General features: G+C 39.6%; 14 protein-coding genes. 1 reads left to right on the forward strand and 13 read right to left on the reverse strand.

What is annotated here, in order from left to right:
* Positions 1–222: 222 nt before the first annotated feature.
* From fsa to KDN24_RS24960, 3 genes are all read right to left on the reverse strand, one after another.
* Positions 223–867, reverse strand: coding sequence for a fructose-6-phosphate aldolase (fsa, locus tag KDN24_RS24950; protein WP_409971030.1), 645 nt, complete (start codon positions 865–867; stop codon positions 223–225).
* Between the two features lie 95 nt (positions 868–962).
* The gene (locus tag KDN24_RS24955) at positions 963–1820 is read right to left on the reverse strand and encodes a class II fructose-bisphosphate aldolase (RefSeq protein ID WP_409971029.1); all 858 of its coding nucleotides are present in this window, start codon (positions 1818–1820) and stop codon (positions 963–965) included.
* A 352-nt stretch (positions 1821–2172) separates the two neighbouring features.
* The gene (locus KDN24_RS24960) at positions 2173–2547 is read right to left on the reverse strand and encodes a response regulator (RefSeq protein WP_409971028.1); all 375 of its coding nucleotides are present in this window, start codon (positions 2545–2547) and stop codon (positions 2173–2175) included.
* Between the two features lie 208 nt (positions 2548–2755).
* Here KDN24_RS24960 and KDN24_RS24965 point away from each other — a divergent pair, with 208 nt between their 5' ends.
* On the forward strand, positions 2756–3289 hold the full coding sequence (locus tag KDN24_RS24965) for a DUF2529 domain-containing protein (RefSeq protein WP_409971027.1): 534 nt from the start codon (positions 2756–2758) through the stop codon (positions 3287–3289).
* A 486-nt stretch (positions 3290–3775) separates the two neighbouring features.
* Here KDN24_RS24965 and pyrG read toward each other — a convergent pair whose 3' ends face one another.
* From pyrG to KDN24_RS25015, 10 genes are all read right to left on the reverse strand, one after another.
* Complete coding sequence (gene pyrG, locus KDN24_RS24970) at positions 3776–5380, reverse strand: CTP synthase (RefSeq protein WP_409971026.1); 1605 nt, start codon at positions 5378–5380, stop codon at positions 3776–3778.
* A gap of 243 nt (positions 5381–5623) precedes the next feature.
* Entirely contained in the window at positions 5624–6199 is a 576-nt protein-coding gene (rpoE, locus tag KDN24_RS24975) for a DNA-directed RNA polymerase subunit delta (protein ID WP_525931260.1), read from the reverse strand.
* A 69-nt stretch (positions 6200–6268) separates the two neighbouring features.
* Positions 6269–6466, reverse strand: coding sequence for a hypothetical protein (locus tag KDN24_RS24980; protein WP_409971024.1), 198 nt, complete (start codon positions 6464–6466; stop codon positions 6269–6271).
* 326 nt (positions 6467–6792) lie between these two features.
* The gene (gene icmF, locus KDN24_RS24985) at positions 6793–10053 is read right to left on the reverse strand and encodes a fused isobutyryl-CoA mutase/GTPase IcmF (protein ID WP_409971023.1); all 3261 of its coding nucleotides are present in this window, start codon (positions 10051–10053) and stop codon (positions 6793–6795) included.
* A gap of 65 nt (positions 10054–10118) precedes the next feature.
* Entirely contained in the window at positions 10119–10802 is a 684-nt protein-coding gene (locus KDN24_RS24990; RefSeq protein ID WP_409971022.1) for a TetR/AcrR family transcriptional regulator, read from the reverse strand.
* 104 nt (positions 10803–10906) lie between these two features.
* The gene (locus KDN24_RS24995) at positions 10907–12046 is read right to left on the reverse strand and encodes an acyl-CoA dehydrogenase (RefSeq protein ID WP_409971021.1); all 1140 of its coding nucleotides are present in this window, start codon (positions 12044–12046) and stop codon (positions 10907–10909) included.
* 36 nt (positions 12047–12082) lie between these two features.
* Positions 12083–13213 (reverse strand): acyl-CoA dehydrogenase, encoded by a 1131-nt coding sequence (locus tag KDN24_RS25000; protein WP_409971020.1) that lies wholly within the window; start codon positions 13211–13213, stop codon positions 12083–12085.
* Positions 13214–13259: 46 nt separating this feature from the next.
* Positions 13260–14111, reverse strand: a complete 852-nt coding sequence (locus tag KDN24_RS25005) for a 3-hydroxybutyryl-CoA dehydrogenase (protein ID WP_409971019.1) — start codon at positions 14109–14111, stop codon at positions 13260–13262.
* Between the two features lie 111 nt (positions 14112–14222).
* A complete protein-coding gene (mmgA, locus tag KDN24_RS25010) occupies positions 14223–15410 on the reverse strand; it encodes an acetyl-CoA C-acetyltransferase (RefSeq protein WP_409971018.1) in 1188 nt (395 codons plus the stop codon).
* A gap of 300 nt (positions 15411–15710) precedes the next feature.
* The gene (locus KDN24_RS25015) at positions 15711–17810 is read right to left on the reverse strand and encodes a (Fe-S)-binding protein (protein ID WP_491348219.1); all 2100 of its coding nucleotides are present in this window, start codon (positions 17808–17810) and stop codon (positions 15711–15713) included.
* Between the last annotated feature and the right edge of the window lie 23 nt (positions 17811–17833).

Consider the following 17833-nt stretch of genomic DNA (forward strand, 5'->3'; position numbering starts at 1 on the left):
GCCAAATAGTATTACTACTATAACATCGCAATAGAAAAACTAGGGCATTCGCCGGAAAGACTTGACGAACACCAAGTTTTTCTAATCCTAAGTCATCCAAAGCGTAATCCGAAAATATCCTTATCATCTAGTTTACACGAAAAATAAATTCTCATGTATCGATATTCGAAAAAGTTAAAAATAGCTAAAAAGACCTAGGAAAGCGGAAGCCCTGTATAACAATTAAGAGCGTGAATTCCAGTCAGCTAGAAATGCTTCAATCCCCTTATCTGTTAAAGGATGATTGAACAATTGCATAATTACCTTGTAAGGAACTGTAGCAATATGGGCGCCTCTTAATGCAGCATCCGTAACATGCTGTGGATGTCTAATAGAAGCTGCAATAATTTCTGTTTTAATATCATGAATAGCAAAAATTTCAGCAATGGTTGAAATTAAATCAAGACCATTATGACCAATATCATCTAGTCTTCCTAAAAATGGTGAAACATATGTCGCACCAGCTCTTGCAGCTAACAAAGCTTGGTTAGCGCTAAAAATTAGCGTAACGTTTGTTTTAATGCCTTCTTTAGAGAAAACATGAACAGCTTTTAAGCCTTCCGGTGTCATCGGAACTTTAACGGTAATATTTGGAGCGATCGCTGCAAGCTCTCTTCCTTCTTTAATCATCCCTTCTGCATCTAGTGCGATGACCTCTGCACTTACAGAACCAGGAACAAGCTCAGTAATCTCACGAAGACGTTCTGGAAATGAGACATTTTTTTCTTTTGCAACTAGTGAAGGATTAGTTGTTACTCCTGCAACCACACCAAGTGAGTAAGCTTCTTTAATTTCTTCCATATTCGCTGTATCAATAAAAAATTTCATTCTTATTCCCTCCAATGAACGGAAACCGCCTCTTTAATGAAAGGCGGTTTCCAATTTATATAATAGCTAGCTTATAGAAAAGCGTAATAGCAATCTTAAGCTTTACCTGACGAACCAAATTCACGCATTTTGCCAATGACTGTTTCTTTAATTGTCTCTCGTGCTGGTCCTAAATATTTACGTGGATCATACATTTCTGGATTTGCTGCCAATACTTCACGCACACGTTTTGCAGAAGCAATTTGGTTCTCAGTATTAACATTAATTTTTGCTGTTCCTAAAGAAATCGCCTTTTGGATATCCTTTGTAGGAATTCCTGTACCACCGTGAAGAACAAGTGGCACTCCTGTAATATTCCCGATTTCCTCCATTTCAGCAAAACCTAATTTTGGTTCTCCTTTATATGGTCCATGAACTGAACCTAATGCAGGTGCAAGACAATCAATTTTTGTGCGCTTTACAAGCTCTTCACATTCTTTCGCATCTGCATAAATGACACCATCTGCTATCGTATCATCTTCTTGCCCGCCAACAGTTCCTAATTCAGCTTCAACTGAAACACCTTTTGCATGTGCATATTCAACGACCTTTAGAGTAGTCTCCACATTTTCTTCAAATGGGTCATGCGATGCATCAATCATGACAGAAGTGAAGCCAGCATCAACTGCTTCTTTACACTTTTCGAAGCTTGAGCCGTGGTCTAAATGAATCGCAACCGGTACCGTTATTTTATAATCTTCAAGCAATCCCTCTACCATTTTGACAACTGTTTTAAAGCCACCCATATAACGAGCAGCTCCTTCAGAAACACCAAGAATAACAGGGGACTTTTCTTCCTCTGCTGCTTGAAGAATTGCTTGAGTAAATTCAAGGTTATTTAAGTTAAATTGCCCAACTGCATAGCCTTCTGCTTTCCCTTTGTTAAGCATCTCAGTCATTGAAACTAAAGGCATTTTTCTTCCTCCTTATTCATAATCGATCGTTTCTTTTTCGCAGAATAAAGCAGGCTCTTTCTATCAGCTAATTTGCGATAATCCTTTAAAGTCTTTCCTTTAAATGAAACACATATGTATAGCATAATCCTGCTAAAAAGAAAAACCGATTCGATAGAATTCACTTGTATCATATCAAAACTGAAAAAAAATTGCTATTAATCCAATGACTTTCTCTAATCTGTCATCAGATTGCAACAAACAGAAATATTCATTTAAAAAGCCTGTTGGGTATGCACTTAAAACGGTTCTATTAAACAAATGAATCATTTATTCGCATTCCCTACAGGCAATGCATTTCTGCAAAAATACACTAAAGGGATTCAGGAACCGGAAGATATTTCTTGACTGCTGCACGAATATCATCAATATCAAAAGGCTTAGCAAAATGAGTCATAGCACCTAACTCCTTCGCCTCCTGAATCATATCCAATTCACCATAAGCAGTCATAATAATAACTCGAATATCTCTATCGATTACTTTCAACCTTTTTAAAATCTCAATTCCGTCCATCCCAGGTATTTTCATATCGAGCAGAACTAAATCAGGAGCATGCTTCGTGACAATTTCAAGCGCCTGAACACCATTTGCGGCTTGATAAGTATCGTACCCTTCTTTTTGTAAAACTTCATTGAGCAAAATACGAATTCCAAATTGATCGTCAACTATTAATATTTTCCCCTTCATTAAGTCACCTCTTCTCTTATGTTCAAACGCGTAATTCTTTCCACCTAGTGATGACATTGTTAAATATATACATTATTTCTCCCCTAGTAAATCTTCTCTATTCTACTGGAAAAATCCTTCTCCCTTTTACCATTGTGAGTGTTATTTTACCTTTTTCTTTGAATTCAATATAATTATGATCATAAAAGGAAAATGGCGGTGTCACAATATGCTAAAAATGTTTTCAACTCAAGTTTTAGGCGTCTTTAATAGACTTTATGAAAAAGAAGCAGAAATGATTGAGGATAGTGCACGTTTGCTTGCACAAGCGATTATCAGCAACGGAAAAGTATTTATTTTTGCGACAAAAGAAATGAAGGCGGTCGCTTTTGAAGCAACAGAAAGCCAAGAGCCACTATATAATGCCTTAAATGCCTTTCAATGGACAGAAAATCTTCATGAAATCTCTGAAACAGACAGATTTTTAATTATTACTAGATATTCAACGGATGCGGAAGCAATTAAAATAGGTAAATTTCTCACTGAAAAGGGAATTCCTTTCGCAGCTATCTCAACTGATAATTCTAACGGCAATGAAAGCATAGTTGATTTAGCCGATGCGCATATTGATTTAAAGCTGACGAAAGGACTTCTACCTGATGAAAATGGCAATCGATTCGGATATCCCGCAACGATTGCTGCATTATATGTATATTACGGCATTAAGTTTATTATGGATGAAATATTGGCTGAATATGAATAAGAAAAGCGGAAGCGCCTTGCTTAGCGACGTATAAACTGGACTGACCTTGACTGAGATAAAGGAAACACGACGAGTGAAGCGAGTCGATGTTGACTTATCGTAGGGAGAGGGAGGGAAGTTTACTAGTCGCTAGGCGCTGGAGCTAGACAGTTCTCTAACTTCAAAAATTTAATACTTTATTATCTTTTTAGAAAAGCGGAAGCGCCTTGCTTAGCGACGTATAAACTGGACTGACCTTGACTGAGATAAAGGAAACACGACGAGTGAAGCGAGTCGATGTTGACTTATCGTAGGGAGAGGGAGGGAAGTTTACTAGTCGCTAGGCGCTGGAGCTAGACAGTTCTCTAACTTCAAAAATTTAATACTTTATTATCTTTTTAGAAAAGCGGAAGCGCCTTGCTTAGCGACGTATAAACTGGACTGACCTCGACTGAGATAAAAGGGCAATCCCATAAGGATTTCTTATGAGACTGCCCCATTTTTTATTTACTTTCCACTGTTTTTTAAAGATGCTCCTACAAAATCACGGAATAACGGCTGTGGACGCGTTGGTCTTGAAATAAATTCTGGATGGAATTGTGATGCGACAAACCATGGATGATCTTTAACTTCAATAATTTCTACGAGACGACCATCTGGGCTTGTACCAGAGAACACAAAACCTTTTTCCTCCATTTCTTGACGATAGTGATTATTAAACTCGTAGCGATGGCGATGACGCTCATAGACGACTTCATCTTGATAAGCTTCATAAGCGTTCGTACCTTCAACTAATTTACATGCTTGAATGCCTAATCTTAGTGTTCCGCCTAAATCTTCGATATCCTTCTGTTCTGGAAGTAGATCAATGATCGGATGTTCTGTATTCGGATCAATTTCAGCTGAGTGGGCACCTTTTAAGTTAAGAACATTACGTGCAAACTCAACTGATGCTAATTGCATGCCAAGGCAAATGCCAAGGAATGGTTTTTTCTGTTCACGAGCATATTGAACGGCAAAAATTTTCCCTTCGATCCCACGGTCACCAAATCCTCCAGGAACAAGAACTCCATCTACTTCATGAAGAAGACTTGCAACGTTATCTTCTGTTACTTCTTCTGCATTAATCCAGTCAATTTCAATTTCTGAATCATGTGCATAACCAGCGTGCTTCAATGCCTCGACTACTGAAATATACGCATCTTGAAGCTCTACATATTTACCAACAAGCGCTATTTTTGTTGTCTTTGAAAGACTTTGCACTTTATCTACAAGCTGCTTCCATTCTGTCATATCTGCTTCACCACAAATAAGCTTTAAATGAGTGCAAACGATATTATCGAGATTTTGTTCTTGCAAAGCTAACGGAATGGAATATAAAGTTTCCGCATCTTGGCATTCAATTACAGCTTCTTTATCAATATCACAAAATAGTGCAAGCTTATCCTTCATCTCTTGTGAAATTGGCATTTCTGTACGAACGACAATCACATTCGGTTGAATGCCTAAGCTTCTTAATTCCTTTACACTATGTTGTGTCGGCTTTGTCTTCATTTCTCCTGCCGCTTTAATATAAGGCACTAGCGTACAATGGATATACATAACATTGTCACGGCCGATATCACTTTTTATTTGACGAATGGCTTCTAAAAACGGAAGTGATTCAATATCTCCTACTGTTCCACCGATTTCTGTAATGACGACATCTGAATTCGTTTCATGGCCAGCACGAAAGACGCGATCTTTAATTTCATTTGTAATATGTGGAATAACTTGAACTGTGCCCCCGTTATATTCTCCCCGACGTTCTTTTCGAAGAACCGTTGAATAAATCTTTCCTGTCGTTACACTGCTATATTTCGTTAAGTTTATATCAACGAATCGTTCGTAATGACCTAAGTCAAGATCTGTCTCTGCTCCATCACCCGTTACATAAACTTCTCCATGCTGGTACGGGCTCATAGTGCCTGGGTCCACATTAATATAAGGATCGAATTTTTGAATTGTCACACTCAGGCCTCGATTTTTCAAAAGTCGTCCAAGTGAGGCTGCCACAATCCCCTTACCTAGTGACGATACAACGCCACCTGTTACAAAAATATACTTCGTCATTTTTCATTCCCCCTTATTGGTAGTTTGTACATATGAGCCTTTATTTAAAGACTTAATTAGAAATTCATACATCACCGAATCTCCGGCTGTAATCGTTCATATAGGGGTTAAAAAAACAAAAAACGCTCCTCTTACTTATAAAAAGTAAGGGAGCGCTATTACGCGTCTAATGAATCGTTCCTTTTTTAAGGAGCCCAAAAATGATTCTACAAGCCTCGACTAAAAAAGTCAAGAGCCTTAAGATCAATCCTCATCAAGTTCGTCTTCTTCTTCAATCTCCTCATCTTCATCACTAAGATCAAATTCATCATCTTTGTCTAGAAGGTCATCATCAAGCTCATCTTCATCGAGTAAATCGTCATCCTCTTCATCGTCAAGATCATCGTCTTCAAGGATCTCGTCGTCATCCTCTTCATAATCATCTATTTCATCATAATCGATTTCTTCTTCATCAAGTTCATCGAAATCATCAACTTCGATATCCTCGTCCTCAGTAGCTTTCTTCGCCTTTTTCTTCTTAACCTTTATAGGCGTCACAACTTCCTCTTCTACTTGTTCAATCGGATACCATACACGAAGACCCCAACGATTTTCTCCTAAACCAAGGAATCTTCCATCAATATTTAAATCCGTATAAAATTGAGCTATTTTTGCTTTAACTTCCGCGTCAGATAACTCTAATAGATTTGAGATTTCAGCCATAAGTTCGTTAAATGCAATCGCTTCTTTTTTGCTTTTGAATATTTCGTATGCTATTTCAATTAAAGACATTTCTTGTAATTGATCTTTTGAGTATGCGTGTAAACTCAAACTAGACACTTCCTTTCCCTATGTAAATACCTCTATAAATACATATTCTTCATTATAAACAAAATTTTTGGGTTTATGCTAGCTATATTTATCGTTTCCATTTCCTTTTTCGTCGCCAACGTTTTCTTTGTTTTTTTTCGAGAGCTGGTTATAAGCTTGAATAAAGAAATAAATCGATAATAATAAGAACGGAATGGCACCTAATTGCCTTTGATAAAGATAATAAGTCCCGATCATAACAGCTATTACACTTGCAATAATAAAAATGCGTCTCACTTTTTCCCACACATCCTGCATTTTATTTCAATGAAGTAAACGATTCGCTCTCTATTATTCGATTATATAAGATTTGGAATTAGATGTATATTATCCGGCAATAAGAAAAGCGTGAGCCTCTGCTCACAATCCTCTATCTAAATGTCGTCGGCTTCATTTCACTGCGCTTTACGACTACTTCGTTCACGTCGAGGCTTACTCAATTAATCCGACGACGATTTTTTACATAGAAAAATGTGATGATCATTGACTAACCTTGACTTTGCTAATAAAGCATTCAAGGCTTGCAGCTATGCCGCAAGCCTCGCTTGAAAATTAATGTATCATTACATATTTCGACGATATTGTCCGCCCACTTCATAAAGGGCTTGTGTAATTTGCCCGAGACTCGCTACTTTAACGGTTTCCATTAATTCCGCAAAAATATTTCCTCCACTGACCGCTGTTTGCTTCAACTGCTTGAGCGCTTCTTCTGATACATCTTTATTTCTTTCTTGGAAGCTGCGTAAGTTATAAATTTGCGTTTCCTTCTCTTCTTTCGTCGCTCTCGCAAGCTCCATATTATTCATTTCCTCCTCAGAAGGAGGGTTTGGATTCAAATACGTATTCACACCAATAATTGGCAGCTCACCAGAATGCTTTCTCATTTCATAGTACATTGATTCATCTTGAATTTTTCCACGCTGGTATTGTGTTTCCATCGCACCGAGCACACCGCCGCGATCATTAATGCGCTCAAATTCCTGCAGTACTTGCTCTTCAACGAGATCTGTTAATTCATCAATAATAAATGCACCTTGGAGAGGATTTTCATTTTTCGTTAAGCCATGTTCTTTCGTAATAATCATCTGAATCGCCATAGCCCTGCGAACTGATTCCTCAGTCGGTGTCGTAATGGCCTCATCATATGCATTCGTATGCAAAGAGTTACAATTATCATGAAGGGCCATTAACGCCTGCAAAGTAGTACGAATATCATTGAAATCAATTTCTTGTGCATGTAGTGAACGACCAGATGTTTGGATATGATATTTCAGCTTTTGACTTCTTTCATTAGCACCATATTTATCTCTCATAACGGTCGACCAAATACGGCGCGCTACACGACCAAGCACTGTATATTCTGGATCTAATCCATTTGAGAAAAAGAAAGATAAGTTCGGAGCAAAATCATCAATTTTCATTCCTCTACTTAAATAATACTCCACATATGTAAAGCCATTTGCGAGAGTAAAAGCAAGCTGAGAAATAGGATTAGCTCCAGCTTCGGCGATATGATAGCCTGAAATGGAGACGGAATAATAATTACGGACTTTTTCGTCAATAAAATATTGCTGGATATCCCCCATCATACGGAGTGCAAATTCAGTTGAGAAAATACATGTATTTTGTCCTTGATCTTCTTTCAAAATATCTGCCTGTACCGTTCCTCTTACATTTTGCAAAGTATGGTCACGAACATGGGCAAGTTCTTCTTCAGTTAATTTACGGTCAAGCTCCTTTTCCTTTACTTCCATTTGCTGTTCAATCGCTGTATTCATAAACATCGCCAAAATAATAGGTGCAGGACCATTTATCGTCATCGATACTGATGTTGATGGATGGCAGAGGTCAAATCCTGCATATAGTTTTTTCATATCATCTAACGTACAAATGCTAACACCACTCTCGCCAACTTTCCCATAAATATCAGGGCGATAGTCTGGATCTTCTCCGTAAAGTGTAACGGAATCAAATGCCGTGCTTAAGCGCTTTGCTGAATCATCCTTTGATAAATAGTGAAAACGGCGATTCGTTCTTTCTGGAGTCCCTTCACCTGCAAACTGTCTTTTCGGATCTTCTCCTTCACGCTTGAACGGAAATACCCCGGCAGTAAATGGAAACGAACCTGGGACATTTTCACGATAAACCCAGCGAATAATCTCGCCATAATCCTTATATTTAGGAAGAGCCACTTTTGGAATGCTTAAACCCGCCAAACTTTTTGTTTTCAAAATGGTGATGATTTCTTTATCTCGAATTTTCGTTACAAACTGCTCACCAGCATATTTTTTCTGTAAATCCTCCCAGCCAGCGAGAATTTTTTTCGTTTCATTTGTCAGATTAGACTCTGTTTTTTCCTTTATTAATCGTAAGGAAGCAACAACTTCTTCTTCTGCTCCATTTTCTTTAACAGCTGCGATAGCACCTTCAATTTGAAATAGCTTGCGAGCGTGATTTGCTTGTTCCTCAGCCTTCCGATGATATTTGCGTACCGCTTCTGAAACTTCCCTTAAATAATAGCGCTGTTCATTAGGTATAATAATATTTTGTTTTTCAACAATCGTATGTTTTGAAAAACTAGTATGCCAATCTAAACTAGCTTTTTCATTTAATTTTTCAATTATAGCTGCAAACACAGCATTTGTTCCTGGGTCATTAAATTGGCTAGCAATTGTTCCATATACAGGCATTTCATCGAATTCTTTTTCAAATAGCATATGACTTCTTTGGTACTGCTTCTGAACTTGCCGTTTTGCATCCTCAGAGCCTTTCCGTTCAAATTTATTGATGACGATTAAATCTGCATAATCAATCATATCAATTTTTTCAAGCTGTGTTGGGGCACCAAACTCACTTGTCATCACATACATAGAAACGTCACAAATTTCAGTAATTTCAGCGTCCCCTTGCCCAATGCCGCTCGTTTCTACGACGACGAGATCAAAACCAGCTGCTTTTACAACCGAAATGGCATCTTTAATCGCAAGAGAAAGTTCTGTTCTTGAATGTCTAGTCGCAAGACTGCGCATATAAATGCGCGGATTGAAGATGGCATTCATCCGAATGCGATCACCAAGCAGAGCGCCTCCTGTTTTTTGCTTTGTCGGATCAATAGATAATATCGCTACTTTTTTCTCGGGAATTTCATTAATAAAACGACGAATTAATTCATCTGTTAAGGAACTCTTTCCCGCACCGCCTGTACCCGTAATCCCTAATACCGGCACTGACTTTTCAAGGGATTTTATTTTTTCCATCACTGAATCAAGTGCAGCTGCAGCTTCCTTATCAACACTTACATGATGCTCAGCGAGCGTAATTAGCTTGGCAATGGCATTAATTTGTCCATCTTGAAGCTTCTCAATCTGTTCCGTTGCTTCAGCACGAAAGGTTGGAAAATCACATTCCTCGATCATTAGGTTGATCATGCCTTGAAGACCAGCCGTACGACCATCTTCAGGAGAAAAAATCCTCGCGATTCCGTAATCGTGGAGCTCCTTAATTTCCTTAGGAATAATGACTCCACCACCACCGCCATAGATCCGAATATGTGAAGCTCCTCGTTCTTTTAACAGGTCATACATATATTTGAAGTATTCAACATGCCCTCCTTGATAGGACGAAATCGCAATCCCTTGAACGTCTTCCTGGATAGCTGCATTGACTATTTCTTCCACTGAGCGATTATGCCCTAGATGGATGACCTCTGCTCCACTTGCTTGAATTATTCTTCGCATGATGTTTATCGAGGCATCATGCCCATCGAATAAGCTTGAGGCTGTCACAAAACGAACATGATTCTTTGGCTTATAAATGATACTCATTGCTCTCCCCCTCAATGATTTACAATGAACGAACCCATTGACCAGCTTCCTTGAAATGTCAGCAATTATCTTGTTGACTCTTCACAAGTAATGGATGTTGAAAATACCCCTTCTTCATTCCTTATGATTGATTGCTCAATTCCTTGAAAAAGCAAATCAGTTTGCAGCTTTATATAATCTTCAATCGAGTACATTTTTTTCAATGTCCAGCGGCGAAAAGCCCACATTTGGCCCTGGACAAAAATATTATGGGCCATAATGTTAATTTTTTCATCAGGTAATGCTAGTTCACCGGTTTCAACACAGCGGCGAATACAATGCTCAAACATGCCAACCATTTCAATTTCCTTTTTCAGTACATATGGAAGCGCATCCTTTGATAAAGACTTAACCTCTTGGTACATAACAAGAACCTCGTCTTGCATCTCATCAACTACTCTGAAATAATCAGCAATACCTAGACGCAAACTTTCAAGTGTCCCTTCATTCGGATCGAGATCCTTTTGGAGACGTTCGCTTACTTGATCATAAATACTGTCACAAACAAGATAAAGAACATCCTCCTTCGTCCGAATATATTCATAAAGCGTACCGATGCTAAAACCAGACGCTTTCGCAATCTCCCTCGTTGTCGTCCGGTGAAACCCTTTTTGAATAAATAGAGTTACCGCCCCTTTAATCATTTGGTCCCGCCTTTTCTTAACAAGGCGTTCATCCTTAACGGAAGCTAAAACTTCACGTTTTTTCATCTTATCTACCGCCTTTTCGGGACATGGGGACAGGTTCCCTGTCCCATTTATCTATTGGGCCTGTAAGACCAGCCTACTGTTTCAAAAACTAGACCTTTGCCCTTCTATTTTGTCAGCATCCGTGAAATGACAAGGCGCTGAATCTCTTGTGTTCCTTCATAAATTTGTGTGATTTTCGCATCACGCATATAGCGTTCAACTGGATAGTCCTTCGTATAGCCATAGCCACCAAATATTTGTACAGCTTCAGTCGTTACCTTCATTGCAGTATCCCCAGCCATTAATTTTGACATAGCTGATTCTTTTCCGTATGGAAGTCCAACAGATTCCAACCATGCTGCTTGATAAGTTAATAGTCTTGAAGCTTCAACACTTGTAGCCATATCAGCTAGCTTAAAGCCAATGCCTTGCTGAGCAGCGATCGGTTTGCCAAATTGATGGCGTTCCTTCGCATATTCAATCGAAGCATCTAAAGCACCTTGAGCAATTCCTACAGCTTGGGCTGCAATACCATTACGGCCGCCATCAAGGGTCATCATGGCAATTTTGAAGCCTTCGCCTATCTTTCCTAATACATTTTCCACTGGCACTTTGCAATTATCAAAAATAATTTCAGTCGTTGGTGACGAACGAATGCCAAGCTTTTTCTCTTTTTTCCCGACGGAAAAGCCTTCAAAATCAGCCTCGACAATAAATGCAGTTGTCCCTCTTTGTTTTTCTGCAGGATCTGTTAAAGCAAAGACAACATAAATATCAGCAATCCCGCCATTTGTAATGAAAATTTTTGAACCGTTTAGTATATAATGGTCGCCATCAAGACGAGCAGTTGTTTTCATTCCACCTGCATCTGACCCGCTCCCTGGCTCTGTTAAACCGTATGCACCCATTTTTTCCCCTTGTGCCATCGGACGTAAATATTTTTGCTTTTGTTCTTCACTACCAAACTTATAAATAGGCCATCCAGCTAGAGATGTGTGTGCAGAGAGTGTAACACCTGTTGAAGCACATACTCTTGAGAGCTCTTCTACAGCAATACAATAGGCTAAATAATCGCTCCCGATGCCACCATATTCCTCTGGCCATGGAATCCCTGTCAGTCCTAGCTCCGCCATTTTATCAAAAATCTCACGATCAAAGCGTTCTTCTTCATCACGCTCTGCCGCAGTTGGGGCTACTTCATTTTTCGCAAAATCTCGTACCATTTTTCTAATCATTTCATGTTCTTCAGTTAATTGAAAATTCATGTGTACATCCCCCATTATTTTGATTTTATTGTTCGTCTATAGCTGTTTACTAATCACAATTCGCTGAATTTCACTCGTACCTTCATATATTTCAGTAATTTTTGCGTCTCGGAAATAACGTTCGACTGGATAGTCTTCTGTATAGCCATAGCCGCCAAAGACTTGAATAGCTTCAGTTGTCACATCAACAGCTGTTTTTGATGCAAAAAGCTTTGCCATTGAGGCTTCTTTTCCACACTTTCGTCCTTGTTGACGTAAATGAGTAGCCCGATATATTAATAGTCTTGCTGCTTCGACAGCAGTTGCCATATCAGCTATTTTAAAGCCAATTCCTTGTTGCAGCGCGATTGGTTTCCCAAATTGAATGCGTTCCTTTGCATAAGCGGTTGCCGCTTCAAGTGCCGCTTCCGCAATTCCGAGTGCTTGAGCAGCGATGCCAATTCGACCGACATCAAGATTTGCCATAGCAATAATAAAGCCTTGTCCTTCTTCACCTAGTAGGTTTTCTGCTGATACACGCATATCCTCGAAGCTCAGCTGAACCGTTCTTGAGCCATGTAACCCCATTTTATGTTCATCTTTTCCGATCACTAAGCCTGGCGTATCCTTTTCAACAATAAAGGCTGATATTCCTTTGCTTCCAAGGGTTGGATTTGTTAAGGCAAAAACAATATAAATATCTGCTTCCCCACCGTTAGTAATAAAGACTTTTGAGCCGTTAATAATATATTCGTCCCCGTCTTTCACCGCTTTTGACTTAAGACTGCCTGCATCGGAACCAGCACTCGGTTCAGTTAAGCAAAATGCACCGAGGTATTGTCCTGAGGCTAGCTTTGGAATATATTTCTGTTTCTGTTCTTCTGTGCCGAAATACAAAATCGGGTTCGTTCCTACTGAAGTATGAACAGAAAGAATGACACCAATAGTTGCACTTACTTTTGATAGTTCATGAATCGCGATGATATAGGAGGTGAAATCCATTTCTGAACCGCCATACTGTTCAGGAATGGGAATTCCCATTAAGCCAAGCTCACCCATCTTTCGCAATATTTCTCTCGGAAACTCACCCTTTTCCATTTTTTCGACAAAAGGGCTGATTTCAGTTTGAGCGAAGTCCCGTACCATTTTCCGCATCATGATCTGTTCTTCTGTAAAATTCAAATTCATTTGCTACCCCTCCGCTTTACTCTTAGCTGAATTTGTTTACTTCATGTTATTCGTATACATAGAAGCCTCTACCCGATTTCCGTCCGAGCCAGCCTGCTTTCACATACTTTCTTAACAGCGGGCATGGACGATATTTGTCATCACCGAAGCCCTCATGTAATGTTTCCATAATATAAAGACACGTATCTAGTCCGATAAAATCTGCTAATGTCAGTGGCCCCATTGGGTGATTCATGCCGAGCTTCATAACTTCATCAATCGCTTCTTTCGTCGCAACTCCCTCATATAAGGTAAAAATCGCCTCATTGATCATCGGCATGAGGATTCGATTCGAAACGAATCCAGGGAAATCATTCACTTCGACTGGAACCTTTTTCAATGTCTTCGTCATCTCTTCAATTAGTTGGTACACTTCATCTGCTGTAGCAATACCGCGAATAATTTCTACTAGTTTCATAACAGGAACGGGATTCATAAAGTGCATCCCGATTACCTTTTCTGGGCGATTAGTTGCAGCAGCAATTTCAGTTATCGGAAGAGAAGATGTATTGCTTGCTAAAATCGTATGTTGCGGCGTAATTTTGTCTAGCTGACTGAAAATCTTCGTTTTTATTTCCATATTTTCAACAGCTGCTTCAATAACGAGATCAACATCATCTGCATCGTTTAGATCAGTGGATGGATGAAGATGGCTTAACACCTCTTCCATTTGCAAATCGGACATCCGCTCTTTTTCTACTTGTCGCACGAGATTTTTTTTAATAACGGAAAGCCCACGCTCAACAAATTCTAATTTTAGGTCATTTAATAACACATGATATCCTGCTTGCGCACACACTTGGGCAATCCCCGAGCCCATTTGGCCTGCGCCAATAACCATGACTTTTTTTACGTTCATCTTGTATCCCCCGTTCTTTATCAATGAAATATTGTTCGTCCGTTTAAATATATAGAAGCGGCTGATCTAACTACTATTTTTTGAAGACGTAACTGTGCGTTCTTCAACCAGTTAATTTCTTGGAACTTCAATCATAACAGCGTCGCCTTGGCCGCCGCCGCTGCAGATCGCTGCGATCCCAAGGCCGCCCCCTCTTCGCTTTAGTTCGTACATCAATGTAAGGATAATTCTAGCTCCGCTCGCTCCAATTGGATGTCCAAGTGCAACCGCTCCACCATTGACATTGATTTTGTTTTCATCAAGATTCGCAATTTTTCCACTTGCTAATGCAACAGCAGAGAAGGCTTCGTTTATTTCAAATAAATCAATTTCTGCTAGCGATTTTCCGGTCTTACGTAGAAGCTCGTTTATAACGAGCCCAGGTGTTTTCGGAAAGTCTTTCGCCTCAACAGCAATTGCGGCATGCCCTAAAATGACAGCTTCCGGTTTTCTTCCTTCTCGTTCAGCCCTTTCCTCGCTCATAAGGACTAATGCGGCTGCCCCATCATTCACACCTGGTGCATTGCCTGCTGTAATCGTTCCATCTGCACTAAATACAGAGCGTAGCTTTGCCAATTTTTCTATAGAAGTGTCTTTTCGCGGCGACTCGTCTTCAGAAATCATGACTGGATCCCCTTTTCTTTGTGGTACCGAAACAGAGACAATTTCCTCTTGAAGCTTCCCTGCTTCCATTGCTGCAATTGTTCGCTCATGGCTTCTAAGCGCCCACCGATCTTGCTCTTCCCTGCTAATCTCCATTTCGTCTGCTACATCATTTCCGTAAGTACCCATATGAACACCCGTAAAGCTGCAACTTAGCCCATCATGTGTCATTAGATCTACAACTTGCGAATTCCCCATCCGCAATCCCCATCGTGCATTTGGCAATACATAAGGAGCATTGCTCATCGACTCCATGCCACCAGCAACAATAATTTCTTCATCACCAAGGCGAATAATCTGATCACCAAGCGTCACACTGCGCATGCCAGATGCACAAACCTTGTTAACCGTTTCTGTTTTTATCTCCCATGGCAAGCCTGCTTTTCTTGCTGCTTGACGAGAAGGGATCTGGCCTTGGCCCCCTTGAAGAACTGTTCCTAAAATGACTTCATCAACCTCCTCATGCTTCACATTCGCACGATTTAGCGCCTCTTTCATGGCAATCGCACCAAGATCAGACGCAGATAAGCTGCTTAATCCACCCGCAAATTTACCGAAAGGGGTTCTCGCTCCTCCTACAATTACCGTTCTTCCCATTTGAATCACTCCTTTTTTATTATTAAACAAATTCGCTCCGAGTAGATGACTGAACGCTCGCTCGATATAAGAAAAGCGTAAGATATAAATTCTGATATTAGGACCCAAAAATGTAAGCCTTTACAATCGGATTTTCTTTCATACTTACGAATATACTTTTATTCTATTTTACTTTAAAAATAGTAATAATTGAAACACTTTACTAAAAATTCATAAAAATCATTCATCGGCAGCTAAAACGCGATTAGCTGCCGCGAATGATTCTGACATGCGGTTTATAAACATACTACTTATATGAAACTAATGCTTGCTGCCAATGACTGCTTTTTCTAAAATTTCGGCAATATCATAAGTATGAACGGTTTCCTCAACTTCCTTCGCCTTCGTACCGTCAGAAAGCATCGTTAAGCAATATGGACAGCCAGAGCTAATAATAGATGGTTTAACAGCTAATGCCTGTTCTGTCCTCGATACATTAATGCGATGACCTGTTTCTTCCTCCATCCACATTAATCCGCCGCCCGCTCCACAACACATTCCTGTATCACGGTTTCTTTCCATTTCCACAAGCTTGACACCCGGAATCGCCTTTAAAATTTCCCGTGGTTGATCATACACCTCGTTATAGCGACCTAAATAACAGGAATCATGGAACGTAATCGTTTCGTTCACTTCATGCTGCGGAACTAAAATTCCATCCTTTACAAGATTGTAAAGTACTTCTGTATGGTGATATACCTCTGCCTTTAACCCAAAATCAGGGTATTCATTTTTGAAAATATTATATGCATGTGGATCGATCGTAACGATCTTCTTCACTTCATTTTTCTCAAATTCCTCAATATTTTTCGTTGCGAGCTCTTGGAATAAAAATTCATTTCCAAGTCGGCGTGGTGTATCGCCAGAATTCTTTTCTTTATTTCCAAGAATGGCAAATTTAACGCCAGCTTCATTCATTAATCTAGCAAACGAAAGCGCAATTTTTTGGCTGCGATTATCAAACGAGCCCATCGATCCAACCCAGAATAAATATTCGAATTCTTCGCCAGCTTTTTTTGCTTCTTTTACGGTTGGAATATAAACATCTTCACGTGCTTCGCGCCAATTTTCTTTTTCCTTGCGATTTAATCCCCAAGGGTTTCCTTGACGTTCAATGTTTGTCATGGCCCTTTGAGCGTCTGCATCCATTTTCCCTTCGGTTAAGACGAGATAACGGCGAAGATCAATTATTTTCTCCACATGCTCGTTCATAACTGGACATTGGTCTTCACAATTTCGGCAAGTCGTACATGCCCAAATTTCCTCTTCCGTAATGACATCACCAATTAAGCTTGGGCTATAAGCAAGTCCGGCAGCCGCTTCCTCCGCTGCTTTTCCAGAAGCAGATAAAGCAAGCTGATTGCCGAGCGTATTAGAAAAAGCAAAGGTCGGTACCCATGGCTGCTTGGAGGTTACGGAAGCACCGTGGTTTGTTAAATGGTCACGCAGCTTCAAAATCAAATCCATAGGTGATAGCATTTTTCCTGTTCCAGTTGCTGGGCACATATTTGTACAGCGTCCACATTCTACACAAGCATAGAAATCGATCATTTGCAGTTGCGTAAAATCTTCTATTTTTCCAACACCAAAAGATTCTTGTGTTTCATCTTCAAAATCAATTTTTGTTAGCTTTCCCGGATTATCTAAACGATTGTAATATACGTTTATCGGGCCAGCAATTAAGTGTGCATGTTTCCCTTGTGGAACATAAACAAGGAACATTAATAAAAATAGTAGGTGAATCCACCATGCAATATAAAAAACAACGATAGAAGCCGTTTCTCCTATCCAAGAAAAAGCAATTGCAATGAGCGAAGCAACTGGCTCACTCCATACAGCCTGCTCCCCATGCCAAATCATACTCATTCCATTACCAAGTAAGACAGAAAGCATTAATCCACCGATAAAAATGAGGACAATTCCTGATTTAAAGCCTCTTTTTAGCCGGACTAGCTTTTCTATATAACGACGATAAAAGGCCCAAATGACAGCAACTAATATTGTTAGCGTTACAATTTCTTGAAAGAATGTGAAGCCTGGATATAGCGGGCCGAACGGCAAATGCGCCCCTGGTTTAATCCCCTTAATAATAAAATCAATCGCCCCAAATTGAACAAGAATGAATCCGTAGAAAAACATTATGTGAATGATGCCGCTCTTCTTATCCTTTAATAGCTTTTTCTGGCCAAAAACATTGACCCAAATTTTATTTAGTCGCTCTTTCACATTTTTATCAAACTCTACCTTTTTTCCGAGTTTAATATATTCCATTCTCGTTTTTACAACATAAACAAATAAACTGACTGCATATGCAGTTACAAGGAGAAATGCGACTAAATTAATCCATAATAATCCGTTCATTATGTCTAGCGCTCCTTTCGTGA

This window comes from Cytobacillus sp. Bva_UNVM-123 (genome assembly GCF_046351715.2).
Taxonomy (GTDB): Bacteria; Bacillota; Bacilli; order Bacillales; family Cytobacillaceae; genus Cytobacillus.

Excerpts from the sequence above, each read along its gene's own strand:
- KDN24_RS24995 (WP_409971021.1), bottom strand. The coding sequence starts at position 12,046 with ATGAATTTTCAATTAACTGAAGAACATGAAATGATTAGAAAAATGGTA.
- icmF (WP_409971023.1), bottom strand. The coding sequence starts at position 10,053 with ATGAGTATCATTTATAAGCCAAAGAATCATGTTCGTTTTGTGACAGCC.
- pyrG (WP_409971026.1), bottom strand. The coding sequence starts at position 5,380 with ATGACGAAGTATATTTTTGTAACAGGTGGCGTTGTATCGTCACTAGGT.
- KDN24_RS24960 (WP_409971028.1), bottom strand. The coding sequence starts at position 2,547 with ATGAAGGGGAAAATATTAATAGTTGACGATCAATTTGGAATTCGTATT.
- KDN24_RS25005 (WP_409971019.1), bottom strand. The coding sequence starts at position 14,111 with ATGAACGTAAAAAAAGTCATGGTTATTGGCGCAGGCCAAATGGGCTCG.
- KDN24_RS24965 (WP_409971027.1), top strand. The coding sequence starts at position 2,756 with ATGCTAAAAATGTTTTCAACTCAAGTTTTAGGCGTCTTTAATAGACTT.
- KDN24_RS25000 (WP_409971020.1), bottom strand. The coding sequence starts at position 13,213 with ATGAATTTGAATTTTACAGAAGAACAGATCATGATGCGGAAAATGGTA.
- mmgA (WP_409971018.1), bottom strand. The coding sequence starts at position 15,410 with ATGGGAAGAACGGTAATTGTAGGAGGAGCGAGAACCCCTTTCGGTAAA.
- KDN24_RS24990 (WP_409971022.1), bottom strand. The coding sequence starts at position 10,802 with ATGAAAAAACGTGAAGTTTTAGCTTCCGTTAAGGATGAACGCCTTGTT.
- KDN24_RS24955 (WP_409971029.1), bottom strand. The coding sequence starts at position 1,820 with ATGCCTTTAGTTTCAATGACTGAGATGCTTAACAAAGGGAAAGCAGAA.
- fsa (WP_409971030.1), bottom strand. The coding sequence starts at position 867 with ATGAAATTTTTTATTGATACAGCGAATATGGAAGAAATTAAAGAAGCT.
- KDN24_RS25015 (WP_491348219.1), bottom strand. The coding sequence starts at position 17,810 with ATGAACGGATTATTATGGATTAATTTAGTCGCATTTCTCCTTGTAACT.